At 73.2% G+C, this 17,884-nt stretch carries 19 protein-coding genes; 8 read left to right on the top strand and 11 right to left on the bottom strand.

Annotated features, from left to right (window positions below; translation table 11 throughout):
- Window positions 1-134: 134 nt before the first annotated feature.
- From ACZ407_RS08405 to ACZ407_RS08395, 3 genes are all read left to right on the top strand, one after another.
- A complete protein-coding gene (locus ACZ407_RS08405; RefSeq protein WP_468126523.1) occupies window positions 135-764 on the top strand; it encodes a PH domain-containing protein in 630 nt (209 codons plus the stop codon).
- A gap of 172 nt (window positions 765-936) precedes the next feature.
- The gene (locus ACZ407_RS08400; RefSeq protein WP_468126521.1) at window positions 937-1,512 is read left to right on the top strand and encodes a VanZ family protein; all 576 of its coding nucleotides are present in this window, start codon (window positions 937-939) and stop codon (window positions 1,510-1,512) included.
- A 36-nt stretch (window positions 1,513-1,548) separates the two neighbouring features.
- Complete coding sequence (locus ACZ407_RS08395) at window positions 1,549-1,755, top strand: PspC domain-containing protein (RefSeq protein ID WP_468126519.1); 207 nt, start codon at window positions 1,549-1,551, stop codon at window positions 1,753-1,755.
- A 22-nt stretch (window positions 1,756-1,777) separates the two neighbouring features.
- Here the strand turns inward: ACZ407_RS08395 and ACZ407_RS08390 are convergent, their stop codons facing one another.
- The 3 genes from ACZ407_RS08390 to ACZ407_RS08380 form a co-directional block, all read right to left on the bottom strand.
- Window positions 1,778-2,518: a hypothetical protein gene (locus ACZ407_RS08390; RefSeq protein ID WP_468126517.1), complete on the bottom strand. Its 741-nt coding sequence runs from the start codon at window positions 2,516-2,518 to the stop codon at window positions 1,778-1,780.
- A gap of 129 nt (window positions 2,519-2,647) precedes the next feature.
- Window positions 2,648-2,935 (bottom strand): hypothetical protein, encoded by a 288-nt coding sequence (locus ACZ407_RS08385; RefSeq protein ID WP_468126515.1) that lies wholly within the window; start codon window positions 2,933-2,935, stop codon window positions 2,648-2,650.
- A 139-nt stretch (window positions 2,936-3,074) separates the two neighbouring features.
- Entirely contained in the window at window positions 3,075-4,223 is a 1,149-nt protein-coding gene (locus tag ACZ407_RS08380; RefSeq protein ID WP_468126513.1) for an adenosine deaminase, read from the bottom strand.
- Window positions 4,224-4,337: 114 nt separating this feature from the next.
- Here ACZ407_RS08380 and ACZ407_RS08375 point away from each other — a divergent pair, with 114 nt between their 5' ends.
- Window positions 4,338-5,048: an alpha/beta hydrolase gene (locus ACZ407_RS08375; RefSeq protein ID WP_468126511.1), complete on the top strand. Its 711-nt coding sequence runs from the start codon at window positions 4,338-4,340 to the stop codon at window positions 5,046-5,048.
- On the opposite strand, the gene ACZ407_RS08370 is transcribed toward ACZ407_RS08375, so the two are convergent.
- A complete protein-coding gene (locus ACZ407_RS08370; protein WP_468126509.1) occupies window positions 5,034-6,254 on the bottom strand; it encodes an ATP-grasp domain-containing protein in 1,221 nt (406 codons plus the stop codon). The two genes, ACZ407_RS08375 and ACZ407_RS08370, sit on opposite strands and share 15 nt — an antisense overlap.
- 157 nt (window positions 6,255-6,411) lie before the next feature.
- Here ACZ407_RS08370 and ACZ407_RS08365 point away from each other — a divergent pair, with 157 nt between their 5' ends.
- Window positions 6,412-7,464, top strand: coding sequence for a LuxR C-terminal-related transcriptional regulator (locus ACZ407_RS08365; RefSeq protein ID WP_468126508.1), 1,053 nt, complete (start codon window positions 6,412-6,414; stop codon window positions 7,462-7,464).
- Here the strand turns inward: ACZ407_RS08365 and ACZ407_RS08360 are convergent.
- Complete coding sequence (locus ACZ407_RS08360) at window positions 7,415-8,341, bottom strand: LysR family transcriptional regulator (RefSeq protein WP_468126506.1); 927 nt, start codon at window positions 8,339-8,341, stop codon at window positions 7,415-7,417. The two genes, ACZ407_RS08365 and ACZ407_RS08360, sit on opposite strands and share 50 nt — an antisense overlap.
- A gap of 99 nt (window positions 8,342-8,440) precedes the next feature.
- Here ACZ407_RS08360 and ACZ407_RS08355 point away from each other — a divergent pair, with 99 nt between their 5' ends.
- From ACZ407_RS08355 to ACZ407_RS08345, 3 genes are all read left to right on the top strand, one after another.
- Entirely contained in the window at window positions 8,441-9,721 is a 1,281-nt protein-coding gene (locus ACZ407_RS08355; RefSeq protein ID WP_468126504.1) for an MFS transporter, read from the top strand.
- A gap of 147 nt (window positions 9,722-9,868) precedes the next feature.
- Window positions 9,869-10,633, top strand: coding sequence for a L,D-transpeptidase family protein (locus ACZ407_RS08350; protein ID WP_468126502.1), 765 nt, complete (start codon window positions 9,869-9,871; stop codon window positions 10,631-10,633).
- Window positions 10,634-10,716: 83 nt separating this feature from the next.
- Window positions 10,717-11,712 (top strand): sigma-70 family RNA polymerase sigma factor, encoded by a 996-nt coding sequence (locus tag ACZ407_RS08345; RefSeq protein ID WP_468126501.1) that lies wholly within the window; start codon window positions 10,717-10,719, stop codon window positions 11,710-11,712.
- Here the strand turns inward: ACZ407_RS08345 and ACZ407_RS08340 are convergent.
- The 6 genes from ACZ407_RS08340 to ACZ407_RS08315 all read right to left on the bottom strand — a co-directional run bounded on the left by ACZ407_RS08340 (window position 11,608) and on the right by ACZ407_RS08315 (window position 17,862).
- Window positions 11,608-11,967 (bottom strand): STAS domain-containing protein, encoded by a 360-nt coding sequence (locus ACZ407_RS08340; protein WP_468126499.1) that lies wholly within the window; start codon window positions 11,965-11,967, stop codon window positions 11,608-11,610. The genes ACZ407_RS08345 and ACZ407_RS08340 overlap by 105 nt on opposite strands.
- Window positions 11,968-12,127: 160 nt before the next feature.
- Window positions 12,128-13,405 (bottom strand): thymidine phosphorylase, encoded by a 1,278-nt coding sequence (locus ACZ407_RS08335; RefSeq protein ID WP_468126497.1) that lies wholly within the window; start codon window positions 13,403-13,405, stop codon window positions 12,128-12,130.
- A gap of 101 nt (window positions 13,406-13,506) precedes the next feature.
- Window positions 13,507-13,911 carry a cytidine deaminase gene (locus ACZ407_RS08330; protein WP_468126495.1) on the bottom strand — a complete coding sequence of 135 codons (405 nt, stop codon included), beginning with the start codon at window positions 13,909-13,911 and terminating at the stop codon, window positions 13,507-13,509.
- Window positions 13,908-15,176, bottom strand: a complete 1,269-nt coding sequence (locus ACZ407_RS08325; RefSeq protein WP_468126494.1) for an ABC transporter permease — start codon at window positions 15,174-15,176, stop codon at window positions 13,908-13,910. Before ACZ407_RS08325 ends, ACZ407_RS08330 begins: the two co-directional genes overlap by 4 nt.
- Window positions 15,173-16,288, bottom strand: coding sequence for an ABC transporter permease (locus ACZ407_RS08320; RefSeq protein ID WP_468126493.1), 1,116 nt, complete (start codon window positions 16,286-16,288; stop codon window positions 15,173-15,175). Before ACZ407_RS08320 ends, ACZ407_RS08325 begins: the two co-directional genes overlap by 4 nt.
- A complete protein-coding gene (locus ACZ407_RS08315; RefSeq protein WP_468126492.1) occupies window positions 16,285-17,862 on the bottom strand; it encodes an ABC transporter ATP-binding protein in 1,578 nt (525 codons plus the stop codon). Before ACZ407_RS08315 ends, ACZ407_RS08320 begins: the two co-directional genes overlap by 4 nt.
- Window positions 17,863-17,884: the final 22 nt, after the last annotated feature.

Genomic DNA, 17,884 nt, shown 5'->3' with positions numbered 1-17,884 from the left:
GGGTTTGCGTCTGTCCCTCCCCCCCCTCCTCCTTTGTGTGGTGTTCCCCCCCCCCCCCCCCCCCCCCCACGGGCGTGTGCGGCCCGGGGGCGCCCGCCGCGTGGCCCGCGGCGGCGTGAGGCAGAATCGAGCGCATGACGAGCCCCCAGCAGCCCCACCAGGAACCGGCCTACGCGGACCGGGTCTACCGCTCCAACGGCGCACTGGTCGCCGGCGTGCTGCTGCTGGCGCTCGGCCTGTGGATCTGCGGGGACGCGGTGGTCCGCGGCACCGGCCGGACCCCGTGGTTCGCCCTGGCCGGCTTCCTGACCGCCGCCCCGCTGGTGGTCGCGTACACCCTGCGGCCCGCCGTGTTCGCCGGCGAGGACCGGCTCAAGGTCCGCAACCCCTTCCGCACCATCGAGCTGCCGTGGGCCTCGGTGGCCACGCTGCGGGCCCGCTACTCGGTGGAGGCCCTGACCACCGGCGCGACCACGTACCAGCTCTGGGCGATCCCCGTCTCGCTGCGCCAGCGCAAGTCGGCCACCCGCCGCAACGCCCGCCGGCAGGCGGCCGGGGAGGACGTGGTGCCGGGCCAGGAACCCGAGGTCAGCCGGGCGGTCGCGGACCAGTACGTCAAGGAGCTGAACGAGATCCAGGAGCGGGCGGTCGCCACCGCCCGGCCCGGGGCCCAGGGCGAGCCTTCGGTGCGCTGGTCCTACGAGACGATCGCCCCGGCCGTCGCGGGCGCGATCCTGCTGGCCGTCCTCTTCGCCACGCGCTGAGCGCCGGGCCCGCCGCGCAGCCGGTCGCGGACGGGGCCGGCGGGGCGGGGCGCCGGCGCGGGTGTGCGCACGGGCCCCGGCGGGTGTGCGCACGGGCCCGGTCCGCCCCGGCGGGACGTGCATCACACCTGGTCGCGGAACCGGGGCCGCCGGATCCTGCGTCCCTGCCGGTGTGCAACAGCGTCATGACGTAAGCGGCACCGCCGCCATACGGCTGCGGGCCGTCAGCGGGGTCCTGCTCCTCGCGCACCTGGCACTCGTCGGCTGGTTCACCCTTCGGCCCCTGGACGTGCCCTGGGCCGCCGCGGCCAATCTCACTCCTTTCGAAGGCATCCGGGCCGACCTGGCCCAGGGGCCGGTGGAGGCGGCCCGCCGGATCGGCTCGGCCCTCGTCCTCCTCGCCCCGCTCGGCGTCCTGCTGCCCCTCGCGGGCGGCCGGCTCACCGTCTCCCCGCTGGCCTCCCTGGCCCGCACCACCGCCACCGGCGCCCTGGTCTCGCTCGCCATCGAAATGGCGCAGAGCGGGGTGCCCGGGCAGGTCGTGGACGTGGACTCGCTCTTCCTGAACGCGGCCGGGGTGGCCCTGGCGCACCTCGCCGTCGTGCCCGCGGTACGGGCCCGGCTGCGCCGCGCCAGGGTCGGGGCTCCGGAATCCGGGCCGAATTCTCAGGGGCCGACCCCGAGGATTTCCAGGGTCGGCATCGCCCCCTGGAGCGACGTCCTGTCGGCGATCCCGCGGGAGTATTGAGTCATCGCAGAGAGCGATACGACGAAGGAGAATCCCATGACCGCCCTGGCCCGCCCCCGTGACGGACGAATGATCGGCGGCGTCTGCGCCGCGCTGGCGCGTCGCTTCGGAATTTCCGCGACGACCATGCGCGTCATATTCGTGGCCTCGTGCCTGCTGCCCGGCCCGCAGTTCCTGGTGTACCTGGCCCTGTGGCTGCTGCTGCCCAACGAGAACACCGCGAAGTCCACCACCGGCTGGTGAGTACCGGCCGGTGGGACGGCGCTCAGCCCCCGAGCACCCGGCCCAGCTTTTCCATCTGCTTGTCGGCGAGGTCGTGCGGCACCTCGGCTGCGCCCTTGCCCGCGATGTTCAGCGCCATCAGGCGCACCACCGTCGCCCCCTCGCGGATGACGACCAGGTGCACGGGGGCCGAGACTCCCCCGGCGACGGCGGTCGTGGTCCAGCTGACGCTTTCGTCCCCGCCCACCCGGTACGCGGTGGCGCGTACGTCCTTGTAGCTGCCGGTCTGCTTCTCGACGGTCGCCGAGTAGCCCTGCTTGCAGGCGGCGAGCGCGGAGCGCAGCCCCTCGATCAGCCGGCGGGCGTCCGCCTCGGCGTAGGAGCTGAGCGATGCGGAGACGGCGAGGCCCAGCTCGGTGCGGGAGCCGATGCCGCGGTTGACGGTCCGGCGCGCGTGCGGGTCCGGCTTGTCCCCCATGATGTCGGCGAGCGGCTGGCAGGGCCTGCGGTCCGCCTGCGGCTGGCCGTCGGGGGCCTTGGGGTCCTTGGCGCCGGTGGAGATCTGGTAGCCGTCGAGGTCCCCGGGGGCGAGTGCGGCCCGCTCCAGCGGGGAGCCGGGGACCGGGGTGGCCCGGGAGGCCGTGGCGCCCGCGGCCGGCTGCCCGGAGCTCTTCCCCTCGCCGCGGTTCTTCGTGCCGGCCGTCTCGCCGGAGCATCCGGCGGCGGCCAGGAGGAGGACGGGGACCGTCAGGAGTGCGGCCGCGCCCCTCGCCTTCACGTGCATGATCGTCGGAACCTCACAGCCCGTACGTGGTCCGGCAGTTGGCGCGATCCTGGCACAGGGTGCGACAGGGCGCACACCTCATCGAAGAGGCATGCGCCCGTCGTGCACGCGTACGGAACGCGGCGGGGATCAGAGCGGGAGACCGCCGCCCTGCAGCGGCAGGCCGCCGAGCAGACCGGTCGCGCTCTTGAGCGGGTCGGAGGACTCGCTCTGGCCCTCCTCGCCCTGGGCGGCCGTGTGGTTGGTGACCTTGCCGAGCGTCTCCGCCACCGGCACCGCGTTGGTCACGCCGGTGACGGTGCTGAGCGCGTCGGCGGCACCCACGGCGGGGGCCGCGGAAGCGGCGCCCGCGGCGGCAGCGGCGAAGGCGGCACCGAGGGCGGCGACACCGAGGGTCTTGGCAGCTGACTGCTTCATGAAATCTCGTCCTTGCGACGGGGAACTGAGCGGCTCCGAAAACTAGCGATCTCAAACCCCGCCCTGCAAACATCCTCAAATATGAGAAAGCGCCCGGGAGTTCGGCTTCCCGGGCGCTTCCAGAAGGTCAGGCCGTGGCCTAGGCGGAGACAGAACCGCTGGTGGAGGCGGTCTGGCGGAACAGCCATTCCGACTTCAGCTCGGCATAGCCGGGCTTCACCACGTCGTTGATCATCGCCAGTCGTTCATCGAAAGGAATGAACGCGGACTTCATCGCATTGACGGTGAACCACTGCATGTCGTCGAGCGAATAGCCGAAGGTGTCGACCAGGTGCTCGAACTCGCGGGTCATGCTGGTGCCGCTCATCAGCCGGTTGTCGGTGTTGACCGTGAGCCGGAAGTGCAGCTTGCGCAGCAGGCCGATCGGGTGCTCCGCGTAGGAGGCGGCGGCACCGGTCTGCAGGTTCGAGGTGGGGCACATCTCCAGCGGGATGCGCTTGTCCCGGACGTACGAGGCCAGGCGGCCCAGCGTGACGCTGCCGTCCTCGGCGACCTCGATGTCGTCGATGATCTTCACGCCGTGGCCGAGGCGGTCGGCGCCGCACCACTGCAGGGCCTGCCAGATCGACGGCAGGCCGAAGGCCTCGCCCGCGTGGATCGTGAAGTGGTTGTTCTCGCGCTTGAGGTACTCGAACGCGTCGAGGTGGCGGGTGGGGGGGAACCCGGCCTCGGCGCCCGCGATGTCGAAGCCGACGACCCCGTTGTCCCGGTAGCGGTTGGCCAGCTCGGCGATCTCCAGGGCGCGGGCCGCGTGGCGCATGGCGGTCAGCAGGGCGCCGACGCGGATGCGGTGGCCGTTGGCCCGGGCCCGGCGCTCGCCCTCGCGGAAGCCGTCGTTCACGGCCTCGACGACCTCTTCGAGGGTCAGGCCGCCTTCGAGGTGCTGCTCGGGCGCGTAGCGGACCTCGGCGTAGACCACGCCGTCCTCGGCCAGGTCCTCGGCGCACTCGGCGGCGACCCGGAAGAGGGCTTCCTTAGTCTGCATGACGGCACAGGTGTGCGCGAACGTCTCCAGGTAGCGGGGCAGGGACCCGGAGTCGGCGGCATCGCGGAACCAGACGCCGAGCTTGTCGGCGTCGGTCTCCGGGAGCTTGTCGTAGCCGACCGCCCGGGCCAGCTCGATGATGGTCCCGGGGCGCAGACCGCCGTCGAGGTGATCGTGCAGGAGCACCTTCGGGGCACGGCGGATCTGGTCCGGGCTGGGCAGGTTGGGCGTCTCGCTCGTCATCTCGGCACTGTAGCGCCTACGCGCGTAGAGCGCCCGAACGGGCCCGTCGGTCGATACGTAACAGTGACCGTGCGGACGGGTGGCGTACACCCGGGCGTCTGAGACTGTTTCGCCATGGCACAGCATGCGCCGCCGGTGCGCGGGGCCCGCCTGGGACGGGCGGCCCGCGCGAACGGCTCCGAGGTGGTCAGTGGCGTCGTCCTGTTAGTCCCCGGTTCCTCCCGGTTCCCGTACGGCCCGGTCCGCCCGCTGGGCCGGGCCCTGGTCCGGGCGGGCGCGGCGGAGGGGCTGGCCGTGCACCAGGTGCGCGGGGCGGCGCCGGGGTCGCCGCCGGAGTGGGCGGTGGACGAGGTGGTCCGGCGGTACGGGGACGTGCCCGTCTGCCTGGCGGGTTACGGGACGGGCGGGCTCGCGGCGCTGCGGGGGGCCGGCCATCCGGCCGTCAACTCCGTCCTGCTGCTTGCGCCTTGGCTGCCCGAGCCGGCCCCGACCGTCTCCCCCGAACCGGTGAAACAGCTCGCCGGACGCCAGGTGTTGATCGTGCACGGCACCAACGACGCCTCCGTGGACCCCGAGTTGTCCTTCCGGCTCGCGGAGCGCGCGAAGAAGGCGAATCGTTCGACCTGCCGGTTCGAAGTGCACTCGGACGGCCACTCGCTGCGCGAGCACCGGGCCGAAGTGGTGGCGCTCTGCCTGGACTTCGTCAACGGGGCCCTGTTCACCGGACGCTGGTCCCGCCCGGTCACCGACGCCCTGGCCGCCCCGCCGCCGCTGGGCCTTCGGATGCCGCTCGCCTCCGGTTTCGGAAGGTCACTGCGGGGCTGACCCGGACCCCCGTCCGCGGCCGCCGTCCGGCCCCGGGGCGGGCAGCGGCGCGAGCAGGGCGGCGGCCTCCGCCAGCGCGCGCCCCACGGCCGCCGCCGTGGGGCCGGCCGCCATCACGTGCCCGTGGTGGAAGGAGCCGGTGGGCGGGTGCCGCACGGCCCCGCCGGGCGGCACGTCCACGCTGATGCGCACCACCCCCGGCACCGCCCGGGCGGCCGGGAGGCTGCCGGACAGGTCCACCGGGCCGGGCGGGAAGTCGAGGTAGCGCAGGCCCGCGTGGGCAGCCCGGGGCGGGCGCACCGGGGCCGGCAAGCCCAGTCCCGCCGCGAGGGCGAGGGCGAGCACGTCACTGCCCAGGCCCAGGCGCAGCAGCTGGGCGAGTTCCGGGCCGGCGGGCCGGGCGTGCGCCTCGACGAGCCGGGGGCCGCGGGCCGTCAGGACGATCTCGGTGTGGGCGGGGCCGTCGCGGTGCCCGGCGAGGTTCAGGGTCCTGCGGACGAGGGCGCGTACGGAGTCGGCGGTGCGGGCGTCCAGGGGCACGGGCACGGCGTGCCCGGCGGCGGCGAGCGGGCGGGTGCCGGCAGCGGTCAGGCGGCGCGCGATGCCGAGGACGCGGTGGCGGCCGGCGCGGGACAGGGTCTCGACGGCGATCTCGGGTCCTTCGAGCAGCTCCTCGACGATCAGGTCGGTGATCTCCGGGTAGCGGTGGACGGCCTCCTCGGCCTGGCGGGGCCCGGTGAGCAGCCGTACGCCCTCCCCGTCGGCCCCGGCCCGGGGCTTGACCACGCACGGGTAGCCGATGAGCCCGGCGAGGAAGGGGAGGAGGGCGGCCCGGCCGCAGCGGACGAAGGAGACCGGGCGGCCGAAGGCGGCGTTCACCCGGGCCCGCAGGGCGGCCTTGTCCATGAGCGAGGCGACGGCGGCCGCGGGGGTGCCGGGGAGTCCGAGCTCCTCGTTGGCGCGGGCGGCGGCCAGGGCGCTGTCCGCGGTGAAGCCGAAGACGGCGGCCGTGCCCCGGCGGACCGGGTCCACGGCGGCGAGGGCCGCCACCAGCCGCCGGTGGTCGCGCCAGTCCTCCCGTACCTGCCGCACCGCCCCCTCACGGTCGGACGGCACGGGTGGACCGGGCGCGACCACCAGGGTGTGCGCGCCCGCCCGGCGGGCCGCGGCCACCACGGCGGGGCGAGGGCTCAGCAGCACTGCCACGGGCCTCCCCTGCCGCATGCCGCGCTCCCCCCTCACGCCGTGCGCTCCACTTTGCACCCCGGGTGATTGGTCCGTACCGGGGGCTCGGGCTTCGGGTTGGCGCCTTGCGGAAACCGGAGGGGTTTACAGAACGGCCCGAACAGGGACGAATAGCAGCATGTCAGCCTCAGCCGATCATGTGAGCCCGGCTGCCCGGCGCCTGTACGCGTACGCGGCCGACCGGCACGCGTTCACTCCCGCGGAGGCGGCCGCCGCGCTGGGCCCGGAGGTGGACGGGGCGCTGGCCGAGCTGGTCTCCGCGCACCTGCTCCAGCGGGCCACCGGCACCCGGGACGGGTGGAGCGCGGTGGAGCCGCGGGCGGCCGCGGCGCGGGCCCTGGCCCCGCTGGCGGTGCGCATGCGCGAGACCCAGGAGGAGATGGACCGCACCCGGCAGCGGCTGGAGGACCTGGTCCCGGCGTACGAGGCGGGGGCGGCGCAGCGGGACCCGGAGCGCTCGGGCGGGCTGGAGGTGGTGACCGAGCTGGGGGCGGTCCGTTCGATCATCGCCGAGCTGGCGGCCTGCTGCGGGGAGGAGCTGCTGACCTCGCAGCCCGGCGGCGGCCGTCCGGTGGAGACCCTGGAGGACGCGATCGGGCGGGACGAGTCGATGCTGGCGCGCGGGGTGCGGATCCGGACCATCTACCAGCACACCGCCCGCTACGACCGGCCCACCGCCGCGTACGTGGAGCGGGTGACCGCCCTGGGCGCGCAGGTGCGCACCCTCGGGGACGGGCTGATGCGGATGCTCGTCTTCGACCGGCGCACGGGGCTGATGGCGGTCCGCAGCGCGGACGGGGCGGCGGTGAACGGGGCGGCGCTGGTGGTGCGGGAGCCGAGCGTGGTGCACTTCATGGCGGCGGCCTTCGAGCGGTCCTGGCTGGAGGCGGAGCCGTTCCCGACCACGGTGGGCCCGGACCTGGCCCGCTCGATCTCGGACGAACTCCGCCAGACGATCGTGCAGTTGCTGTCGGAGGGCATCGAGGACAAGGTGATCGCGCGGCGGCTCGGGATGTCGGAGCGGACCTGTCAGCGGCACATCGCGGAGATCATGCGCGCGGTCGGCGCCCGGAGCCGCTTCCAGGCGGGCTGGCTGGCGGCGGCCGCGCGCCGGGAGGCCGTCACAGCTCCGGCAGGAGGCGGCCCCGACGGGAGAGCAGGAAGCGATTGAAGGCGGCGACCGGGGGCGTGTCCGGGTGCCCGTCGAGCCACGCCACGCCGATCTCGCGGACCGCGCGCGGGGCGGTGACGGTCAGTTCGACCACCCCCGGGCGGGCCACGGCGGGCGGCGGCAGCAGGGCCACCCCGAGCCCGGCGGCGACCAGTCCGCGCAGGGTCTCGGCCTCCTCGCCCTCGAAGGCCACCCGCGGGGTGAACCCGGCCTCGGCGCACAGGTCGTCGGTGATCCGGCGCAGCCCGTAGCCGGGTTCGAGGGTGACGAAGGTTTCGTCGGCGGCCTCGGCGAGGCGGATCCGCTTGCGTTCGGCCAGCCGGTGGTCCTCCGGGACCACGAGGCGCAGCCGCTGTTCGTCGAGGCGTCGGGCCGCCAGTCCGGGGGCGTCCGGGACCGGCGAGGTGAGGCACAGGTCGAGCTCGCCGGCGCGCAGCCGCTCCAGCATGGCCTCGCCGTAGTTCTGGACGAGGGAGAAGCGGACCCGGGGGTGGTCCACCCGGAAGGCGCGGATCAGCTCGGGCACGGTCTCGGAGCCGAGGGTGTGGAGGAAGCCGAAGGCCACCTTGCCGGCGGCCGGGTCGGCATCGGCCCGTACGGATTCGGCGGCGCGGCCGATCTCGGCGACCGCCCGCTCGGCCGAGGCGAGGAAGGTGCGGCCGGCGGTGGTGAGCGAGACGGTGCGGCCCTTGCGGGCGAACAGGGCGACGCCCAGGTCCTGTTCGAGCCGGACCATGGCCCGGGACAGGGTCGGCTGCGGAACTCCCAGCTCGTGCGCGGCCCTCGTGACGTGCTCGTGGCGGGCCACGGCGACGAAGTAGGCGAGCCGGGGGGCGAGCTCGGTTGTCACAGCCATGTCTTCTTCGTAACGGCTCATTGACACGCACCCTCCCGAGCTGCACTCATACGCCAGTGCATCGATTATGGCAATTCTGCGCATTGGACGCATGAAAGAAGGAGCCGTAGTTTCGAGGACATGCCTCCCGCTCATACCGGGGCACCTGTCACCACGGGTGCCTCCACCCTGCCGTCCCCGGAAGCCGCCACCGAACTCCTCTCCCCCGGCCGCCCCGGCTACCGCCGGATGAGCCTCGCGCTCTTCGCCGCCGGGCTCGCGACCTTCGCGCTCCTCTACTCCACGCAGGCGCTGCTGCCCGCGATCTCCGCCGGCTTCGGCGTGACGGCCGGTCAGGCCAGCTGGACCGTGTCGGCGGCGACGGGCGCACTGGCCCTGCTGGTGCTCCCGCTGAGCGCCCTGTCCGACCGCTTCGGCCGGACCCGGATGATGACCTGGTCGATGGCGGTGGCCGTGGCGGTCGGCCTCCTGGTCCCGCTCTCCCCGGACCTCGGCACCCTGGTGGTGCTGCGCGCGGTGCAGGGCGCGGCGATCGCGGGCATCCCCGCCTCGGCGATGGCGTACCTGGCCGAAGAGGTCCGGCCCAAGGCGCTGGTCGGTGCGATCGGGCTGTTCGTGGCGGGCAACTCCCTGGGCGGGATGAGCGGCCGCCTGGTCACCGGCTGGGCGGCCCAGCTGGGCGGCTGGCGGGCCGGGCTGGCCGCGGTGGGCCTGCTGGCGCTGGCGTGCGCGGTGGTCTTCCGGGTGCTGCTGCCGAAGGCCCGGTCCTTCTCCCCCTCCCCGCTGGAGCCGCGGGCGCTGGGCCGGACCGTGGCCGGGCACCTGAAGGACCCGCTCCTGCTGCGGCTGTACGGGATCGGCGCGCTGTTCATGACCGTGTTCGGCGCCGTCTACACGGTGATCGGCTACCGGCTGGCCGAGGAGCCCTTCGGCCTCGGCCAGGGCGTGATCGGCTCGGTCTTCCTCGTCTACCTGGTCGGTACGGCCTCCTCGGCGGCCGCCGGGCAGCTGGTCGCCCGGCTGGGCCGGCGCGGGGCCCTGTACCTGGCGGTGTCCACGACGGCCGCGGGGCTGCTGCTCTCGCTGTCCGACCGGCTGGGCGCGGTCCTCGGCGGGCTGGTGCTGATCACGGCGGGGTTCTTCGCCGGGCACGCGGTGGCCTCGTCCTCGGTGAGCCGGACCGCGAAGAGCGGCCGGGCCCAGGCCTCGGCGCTCTACCAGTCCGCGTACTACCTGGGCAGCAGCGCGGGTGGCACGCTCGGGGCGGTGGCCTTCCACGCGGCGGGCTGGCAGGCCACGGTCCTGGTGGGGCTGGTGGCGGTGCTGGGCGTCGTCTCGATCACCCTCTACGGGTCCCGGGTGGCGCGCGCCGAGCGGCTGCTGGTCCGCACCGCGCAGTAGCCCGTACTCCGCCGCGGTGCGGAGGGCAAATACGACGGCCCGGGGTGCAACTCGCCCCGGGCCCTCGCGCGTCCCCCTTCGGAGGGCTCGGACGAAGGCCAAGGCCGAGGCGAAGGCCAGGGCGAGGGAATGGGAGTGGGAGTGGGCATGGGGAGCATACGGGCCGCTGCGGCGGGCGCGGCCGGTACGACGGGCGACGGGGGCCGCGGACGGTTCTCCGGGCGGCTGCGGCGGCGGGCGGCGGCCGGGGCCGCGACGGCCGCGCTGGTGGTGCCGCTGACGGTGGCGGTGACGGCGGCGCCGGCCGAGGCCGCGTCCTGCAACCTGACCACGGGGCCCTACCAGCGGGAGGTGGAGAAGTTCCTCGGCCGGCCGGTGGACGGGCGCCAGTCGGCCGCGGACTGCGAGGCGACCAGGGCGTTCCAGGCGAAGCACGGGATCACCCCGACCGTCGGGTACGCGGGCATCGTCACCTGGCGGACCATGAGCACGATGCTCGCCCAGCGGGCGGCGGGCAGCAATCCGAACGCGGCGGGCCGGTGCCCCGTGAACCGCGGCCGGATCGCGTGCGTGGACCTGACCCGGCAGCTCAGCTGGATCCAGGACGGCAGCGTGCTGAAGTACGGGCCGGTGCCGGTGCGCACCGGCAAGGACGGCACCGAGACCCGCACCGGCCTGAAGAAGGTCTACCGGCGCGAGCTCAACCACTGGTCGACGCTCTACCACGTGTGGATGCCGTACTCGCAGTTCTTCGACGGCGGCCAGGCCTTCCACTCGACCACCAAGAGCATGTGGAACCCGCCGGGCTCGGGCGGCTGCGTGAACATGCGGGACGCGGACGCGAAGGCGTACTGGAACCTGCTGCGCACGGGTGAGGACGTGTTCGTGTACGGCACCAAGCCCGGCACCTGAGCGGGCCGCCGGGCGGTACGGGCTGCCGTTGTCGGACCCCTGGGGTACGTTCCGGGTAACCGCCGCGAACCAGGGGGAAGCAGATGAGCGAGCCGGCGACCGGGCCCGAGCTGGACGGCGTACTCGACCGCCACCGGGTGGAGCTGACCGGGTACTGCTACCGCATGCTCGGCTCCTCCTTCGACGCCGAGGACGCCGTCCAGGAGACGTGCATCCGCGCCTGGCGCGGCTACGGGAGCTTCGAGGGCCGCTCCTCGGTGCGCTCGTGGCTGTACCGGATCGCCACCAACGTCTGCCTGGACATGCTCAGTGCGGGCGGCAAGCGGGCCCGGCCGATGGACCTGACCGCCCCGCAGGCCCAGTCCTCGGCCGTGCTGAACACCCGGCCCGAGGTCACCTGGCTGGAGCCGGTGCCGGACGGCCGGGTGCTGCCGCAGACCGCGGACCCGGCGGAGATGGCACTGGCGAAGGAGTCGGTGCGGCTCGCGTTCGTGGCCGCGCTCCAGCACCTGCCGGCCCGGCAGCGGGCGGTGCTGATCCTGCGCGAGGTGCTGGCCTGGAAGGCCGCGGAGGTCGCGGAGCTGCTGGGGACCACCGTGGCCTCGGTGAACAGCGCCCTCCAGCGGGCCCGGGCCACCCTCGCCGCGCAGGACGTGCGCGAGAGCGAGGCCGCGGACCCGCTCGACGCGGAGCAGGCGAAGCTGCTCGACCGCTATCTGGCGGCCTTCGAGGGGTACGACATCGAGCAGCTGACCGCGCTGCTCCACGAGGACGCGGTGCTGTCCATGCCGCCGTACGACCTCTGGCTCCGCGGCCCGGCGGACATCGCGGCCTGGCACCTGGAGCAGGGCATCGGCTGCAAGGGCTCGCGCCTGGTCCCGACGGTGGCCAACGGGATGCCCGCCTTCGGCCAGTACCGGCCCGCGGAGGACGGCGAGGGGCACACCCCGTGGGCCCTCCAGGTACTGGAGGTCTCACGCGGCCGGATCACCGGGCTCAACGCCTTCCTCGACACCGACCGGTGGTTCCCGCTCTTCGGGCTCCCCGAGCACCTCGGCAAGGCCGGTCAGGCCCAGTAGGGCGCGCAGCCGCCCGCCGGCCCCGGTCACCCGCAGCCGGGCGCCGTGCCGCCGGGCGGTGAGGGCCAGGCGGGCCAGGAGGTCCACGGCGGCCAGCCCCGGTTCGGTCACGGCCGAGACGTCGCAGCGGACCTCCCGGCCACCGGGCGGCCCGGCCCGGCACAGGTCCCGTAAGCGGGTACACAGGGCTGCGGTGTCCGCGGGCCCGGGGGCGGGCCCGGGGACGGTCAGGCCGATCGCGTCGCTCTTCGTCATGCAGGGGGTGACGGCCGCGGCGCCCGCAACTCATCGGTCACGGGCGCCGGGGGGCCGGTTTCCGGCCACCCGCCGTGCGGGGCGGGCGGCCGGAAACCGGCGTCCGGCGGCCGCAGGACCCGTCCCTCACCGGATCGCGCGGCCGCCGGAGCGGGAGGGGTCAGGCGATGCGGTCGAGCACGATCGGCGCCGGGGTGAAGTCGGTGCCCGCGGGCGCCACGTCGTACGCGCCCTCCAGGGAGGCGAGCGCGTAGTCGAACTTCTCCGGGGTGTCGGTGTGCAGGGTCATCAGCGGCTGGCCGGCGGTGACGGTGTCACCCGGCTTGGCGTGCAGCTCGATGCCCGCGCCCGCCTGCACCGGGTCCTCCTTGCGGGCGCGGCCCGCGCCCAGGCGCCAGGCGCCCACGCCCACCGCGTACGCGTCGAGGCGGGTCAGCACGCCCGAGGCGGAGGCGGTGACCACGTGCTGCTCGCGGGCCACCGGGAGGGCCGCGTCCGGGTCGCCGCCCTGCGCGGAGATCATCCGGCGCCACACGTCCATGGCGGAACCGTCGGCGAGGGCCTTGGCCGGGTCGGCGTCCTTGATCCCGGCCGCCTCCAGCATCTCCCTGGCCAGCGCGATGGTCAGCTCGACCACGTCGGCCGGGCCGCCGCCGGCCAGCACCTCGACGGACTCCCGGACCTCCAGGGCGTTGCCCGCGGTCAGGCCGAGCGGGGTGGACATGTCGGTGAGCAGCGCGACCGTCTTGACCCCGGAGTCGGTGCCCAGGCCCACCATGGTGCGCGCCAGCTCGCGGGCGTCGTCGATGTTCTTCATGAAGGCGCCGGAGCCGACCTTCACGTCGAGCACCAGGGAGCCGGTGCCCTCGGCGATCTTCTTCGACATGATCGAGGAGGCGATCAGCGGGATGGCCTCGACGGTGCCGGTGACGTCGCGCAGCGCGTAGAGCTTCTTGTCGGCGGGGGCCAGGCCGTCGCCGGCCGCGCAGATGACCGCGCCGGTGGTGTCCAGGACGTGCAGCATCTCCTCGTTGGAGAGCAGGGCGCGCCAGCCGGGGATGGACTCCAGCTTGTCGAGGGTGCCTCCGGTGTGGCCGAGGCCGCGGCCGGAGAGCTGCGGGACGGCCGCGCCGCAGGCGGCGACCAGCGGGGCCAGCGGGAGGGTGATCTTGTCGCCGACGCCGCCGGTGGAGTGCTTGTCGGCGGTGGGGCGGCTGAGCGAGTCGAAGTTCATGCGCTCGCCGCTCGCGATCATCGCGGCGGTCCAGCGGGCGATCTCGGCCCGGTTCATGCCGTTCAGCAGGATGGCCATGGCCAGCGCGGACATCTGCTCGTCGGCGACGACACCGCGCGTGTACGCGTCAATGACCCAGTCGATCTGCTCGGGGCTCAGCTCACCGCGGTCGCGCTTGGTGCGGATGACGGAGATGACGTCCATGGGGTACTTCCTTCTACGCGCATAGAGAGGGGTGTCAACGGTACTGCGGGGGAAGTGCGACGGCCCCCCGCCCGGCGGGGCGAAGGGCCGTCTTCGTACGGCTATCTCAGATGGTCGGGCCCGAAGGCCTGGGGCAGCATGGCCGACAGCGGCAGCACCCCGTCGGGGGTCTCCACCAGCAGCTCCGGGCCGCCGAACTCGTAGAGCAGCTGCCGGCAGCGGCCGCAGGGGACGAGGATCTCGCCCTTGCCGTCCACGCACGTGAAGTGCGTCAGCCGGCCGCCCCCGGTGGCCTGCAGGGAGGAGACGAGCCCGCACTCGGCGCACAGGCCGAGTCCGTAGCTGGCGTTCTCCACGTTGCAGCCGGTCACGGTCCGCCCGTCGTCGACCAGGGCGGCGACCCCGACCGGGAAGCCCGAGTACGGGGCGTAGGCGTGGGCCATCGCCGCCCGCGCCTGCTCCCGCAGGGCCTCCCAGCCGCCGGCGGGCGCCGCGTCCGCGGTCACTTGCCCTGGCCCTTCCGGTACGGCAGGCCGTCCGCCTTGGGCATTCGCAGGCGCTGCGCCGAGAGGGCGAGGACCAGCAGGGTGGTGACGTAGGGGGCGGCGTCCACGAACTGGCTCGGGACCTCGTCGGTGAGCGCGTACCAGAGGAAGAGCAGCACCGAGAACGCGGCGGCGACGCCGGCCTGGACGTACTTCTTCTTGTACAGCTGCCAGGCCAGGGCCACGACCAGCAGGATTGCCAGGAGCAGCAGCATGGCGTGCACGTTCTCGGCGCCGCCGCGCAGCTTGAGGCTGTCGGTGAAGCCGAACAGGCCGGCGCCCAGCGCCATGCCGCCCGGCATCCAGTTGCCGAAGATCATGGCGGCGAGGCCGATGTAGCCGCGGCCGCCGGTCTGGCCCTCCTGGTAGATGCCGGTGGAGACGATGGCGAGGAAGGCACCGCCGAGGCCGGCCAGCGCGCCGGAGACCACGACGGCGATGTACTTGTACTTGTACACGTTGACGCCGAGGGACTCGGCGGCCGTCGGGTTCTCGCCGCAGGAGCGCAGGCGCAGGCCGAAGGAGGTGTGCCACAGCACGTAGACGCTGGCGGGGATGAGCAGCAGGGCGACGACGGTCAGCAGCGAGAGGCTGGTGACCAGGCCGCCGACCACGCCGGCGATGTCCGAGATCAGGAACCAGTGCTTGGCCTGGAGGTCGGACATCCAGTCCGAGAGGCCCGGGATGGTGATGTCGGTGATCGGCTCGATGCGCGGGGACTGCTTGGAGGAGCCGCCGGGCTCCTCGTTGAACGTGTAGTTCGACAGGTACTGGGTCATGCCGACGGCCAGGATGTTGACCGCCACACCGGAGACGATGTGGTTGACGTTGAACGTCACGGTGATGACCGCGTGCAGCAGGCCGCCGAGGGCGCCGCCGACGATGCCGAAGACCACGCCGGTCCACGGGCCCCACTGGTAGCCGGCCCAGGCGCCGAACCAGGTGCCGAGGATCATCATGCCTTCGAGGCCGATGTTGACCACGCCGGCCCGCTCCGCCCAGAGGCCGCCGAGACCGGCGAGGCCGATCGGGACGGCGAGCTGGAGGGCGCCGGAGACCTGGCCGACGGAGGTCAGGTCGTTGGCGCCGCTGATCAGGCGGACCACCGAGACGAGCGCGAGGCCGCCGGCGATGATCAGCAGGATCCAGGGCAGGGTGAGCTTCTTCTTGCGGCCGCCGCCCGACTTGGGCGCGGTCTTCGCCGCGGAAACGCTGCTGGTGCTCACGCCGCGACCTCCTTCTCGGTCTTCATGGCGCCGCCGGCGGCGAGTTCCTCGCCGACCTTCTGCTGCTGGCGGCGGATGCCGTAGCGGCGGACGAGCTCGTACGAGACGACGACCGCGATCACGATCAGGCCCTTCATGATCGTGGCGATTTCCTTGGCGTACCCGTACTGGTCGAGCGAGGCCGAGGCCTTGTCCAGGAACGAGATCAGCAGCGCCGCGAAGAAGATGCCGACCGGGTGGTTGCGGCCGAGCAGCGCGATGGTGATGCCGGTGAAGCCGACGCCGACCGGGAAGGACAGGCTGTACGTGTGGGTGTCGCCGAGCAGGGTCGGCATGCCCGCGAGGCCGGCGACCGCGCCCGAGATGAGCATCGAGGTGAGGATCATCTTCTTGGCGTCCACGCCCGAGGCCTGGGCCGCGGACTCGCTGGCGCCGGTGGCGCGCAGGTCGAAGCCGAAGCGGGTCCGGTTGAGGACGAACCAGTAGACGATGCCGAGGGCGAAGGCCACGAAGGTGAAGCCGTAGATCTCGCCGGAGTCGCCCATGCTCAAGGCCGGGAACCAGCCGGACTCGGCGATGTCGCCGGTGGTCAGGTCGTTGGAGCCGGCCGGCTGCACGCCGAGGTTCTTCGGCAGCAGCAGCCAGGCGATCAGGCTGGTGGCGATGGCGTTCAGCATGATCGTCGAGACGACCTCGCTGACCCCGCGCTTGGCCTTGAGGACACCGGCGATGCCGGACCAGAAGGCGCCGACGCACATGGCGACGACCACGATCAGCAGGATGTGCAGCGGACCGGGGAGGGTCACGGCCGCACCGACCACGGCGGACAGCATCGCGGCGAGGCGGTACTGGCCGTCCACGCCGATGTTGAAGAGGTTCATCCGGAAGCCGATGGCGACGGCCAGGGCTGCCAGGTAGTACGTGCCCGTCTGGTTGACGATCAGGACCTGGACGTCCTCGTAGCCGGCGTTCTCCACCATCAGGCGGATCGGCTCGATCGGGTCGACGCCCGTGGCCAGCAGGACCACCGCGGTCAGCAGGAACGCGCTGACCAGCGCGAGCACCGGCCCGGCGGCGCCCAGGATCAGCTTGTCCTTGTCGATTTTCATCATCGGGCCTCGTCCTCCGGCGAACCGGCCGCGGAGTCGCTTCCGTTGCTCGCTGCGTTCTCGTCGTGCTCCAGGTGGCCCCGGGCCGCACCGGTCATGGCGCTGCCCAGCTCCTCCGGGGTGATGGTCGCCGGATCGGCGTCCGCGACCAGGCGCCCGCGGTAGATCACGCGCAGCGTGTCGGACAGGCCGATCAGCTCGTCCAGGTCGGCGGAGATCAGGAGCACGGCCAGGCCCTCGCGGCGGGCCTCGCGGATGGCGTCCCAGATCTGCGCCTGCGCGCCGACGTCCACACCGCGGGTGGGGTGGGCGGCGATCAGGAACTTCGGGTTGTGGCTCATCTCGCGGCCGACGATCAGCTTCTGCTGGTTGCCGCCGGAGAGGGAGGCCGCGGTGACCTCGATGCCCGGGGTGCGGACGTCGTACTCGCGCACGATCCGCTCGGTGTCCTTGCGGGCCGCCTTCGGGTCGAGGATGCCGCGCTTGGAGTTGGGCTCCTCGGTGACGTGGCCGAGGATGCGGTTCTCCCACAGCGGGGACTCCAGCAGCAGGCCGTGCCGGTGCCGGTCCTCGGGGATGTAGCCGATGCCGCCCTCGCGACGCTTGCGCGTCGGGGTGGTGGAGATGTCGTTGCCGTCGAGGTGGATGGCACCGCCGTCGGGGATGCTCATGCCCATGAGGGCCTCGATGAGCTCCGTCTGGCCGTTGCCCTCGACACCGGCGATGCCCAGGACCTCGCCCTTGTGGATGGTGAAGTCGATGCCGGCCAGCACCTCGCGGACCACGCCGTCCGGGTCGGTCGCCGTCAGCGTCAGGTCGGAGACCTTCAGCATCGGGGTGGTGGTGACCGTGGACTCGCGGGTCTCCGGCGAGGGCAGCTCGCTGCCGACCATCAGCTCGGCGAGCTGCTTGGTGGTGGCGGTCTTCGGGTCGGCGGTGCCGACCGTGGTGCCGCGCCGGATGACGGTGATGTCGTCGGCGACCTTCAGGATCTCGCCGAGCTTGTGCGAGATGAAGATGACCGTGAGGCCCTCCGCCTTCAGCTCGCGGAGGTTGTCGAAGAGCGCGTCCACCTCCTGGGGCACGAGCACGGCGGTCGGCTCGTCCAGGATCAGGATCTTCGCGCCGCGGTAGAGGACCTTGAGGATCTCCACGCGCTGGCGGTCGGCGACGCCCAGGTCCTCGACCAGGGCGTCCGGGCGCACGCCCAGACCGTAGGCGTCGGAGATCTCCAGGATCTTCTTGCGGGCCTTCGCACCGATGCCGTACAGCTTCTCGCCGCCGAGGACCACGTTCTCCAGGACGGTGAGGTTGTCGGCGAGCATGAAGTGCTGGTGCACCATGCCGATGCCGCGGGCGATGGCGTCCGCGGGGGTGTTGAAGGCGACCTGCTCCCCGTCGATGGCGATGGTGCCCTCGTCCGGCTTCTGCATGCCGTAGAGGATCTTCATCAGGGTCGACTTGCCGGCACCGTTCTCACCGATGAGGGCATGGACCGTGCCCTTGCGGACGGTGATCGCGATGTCCTTGTTGGCGACGACGCCGGGGAAGCGCTTCGTAATGCCGTGCAGTTCCACGGCGGGGGGCGGGCTGGACGCG

The sequence above is a fragment of the Streptomyces sp. NPDC030809 genome, assembly GCF_055572195.1.
Note: the sequence above shows the minus strand (reverse complement) of the source record. Positions and strands in the feature narration are given on the sequence as shown.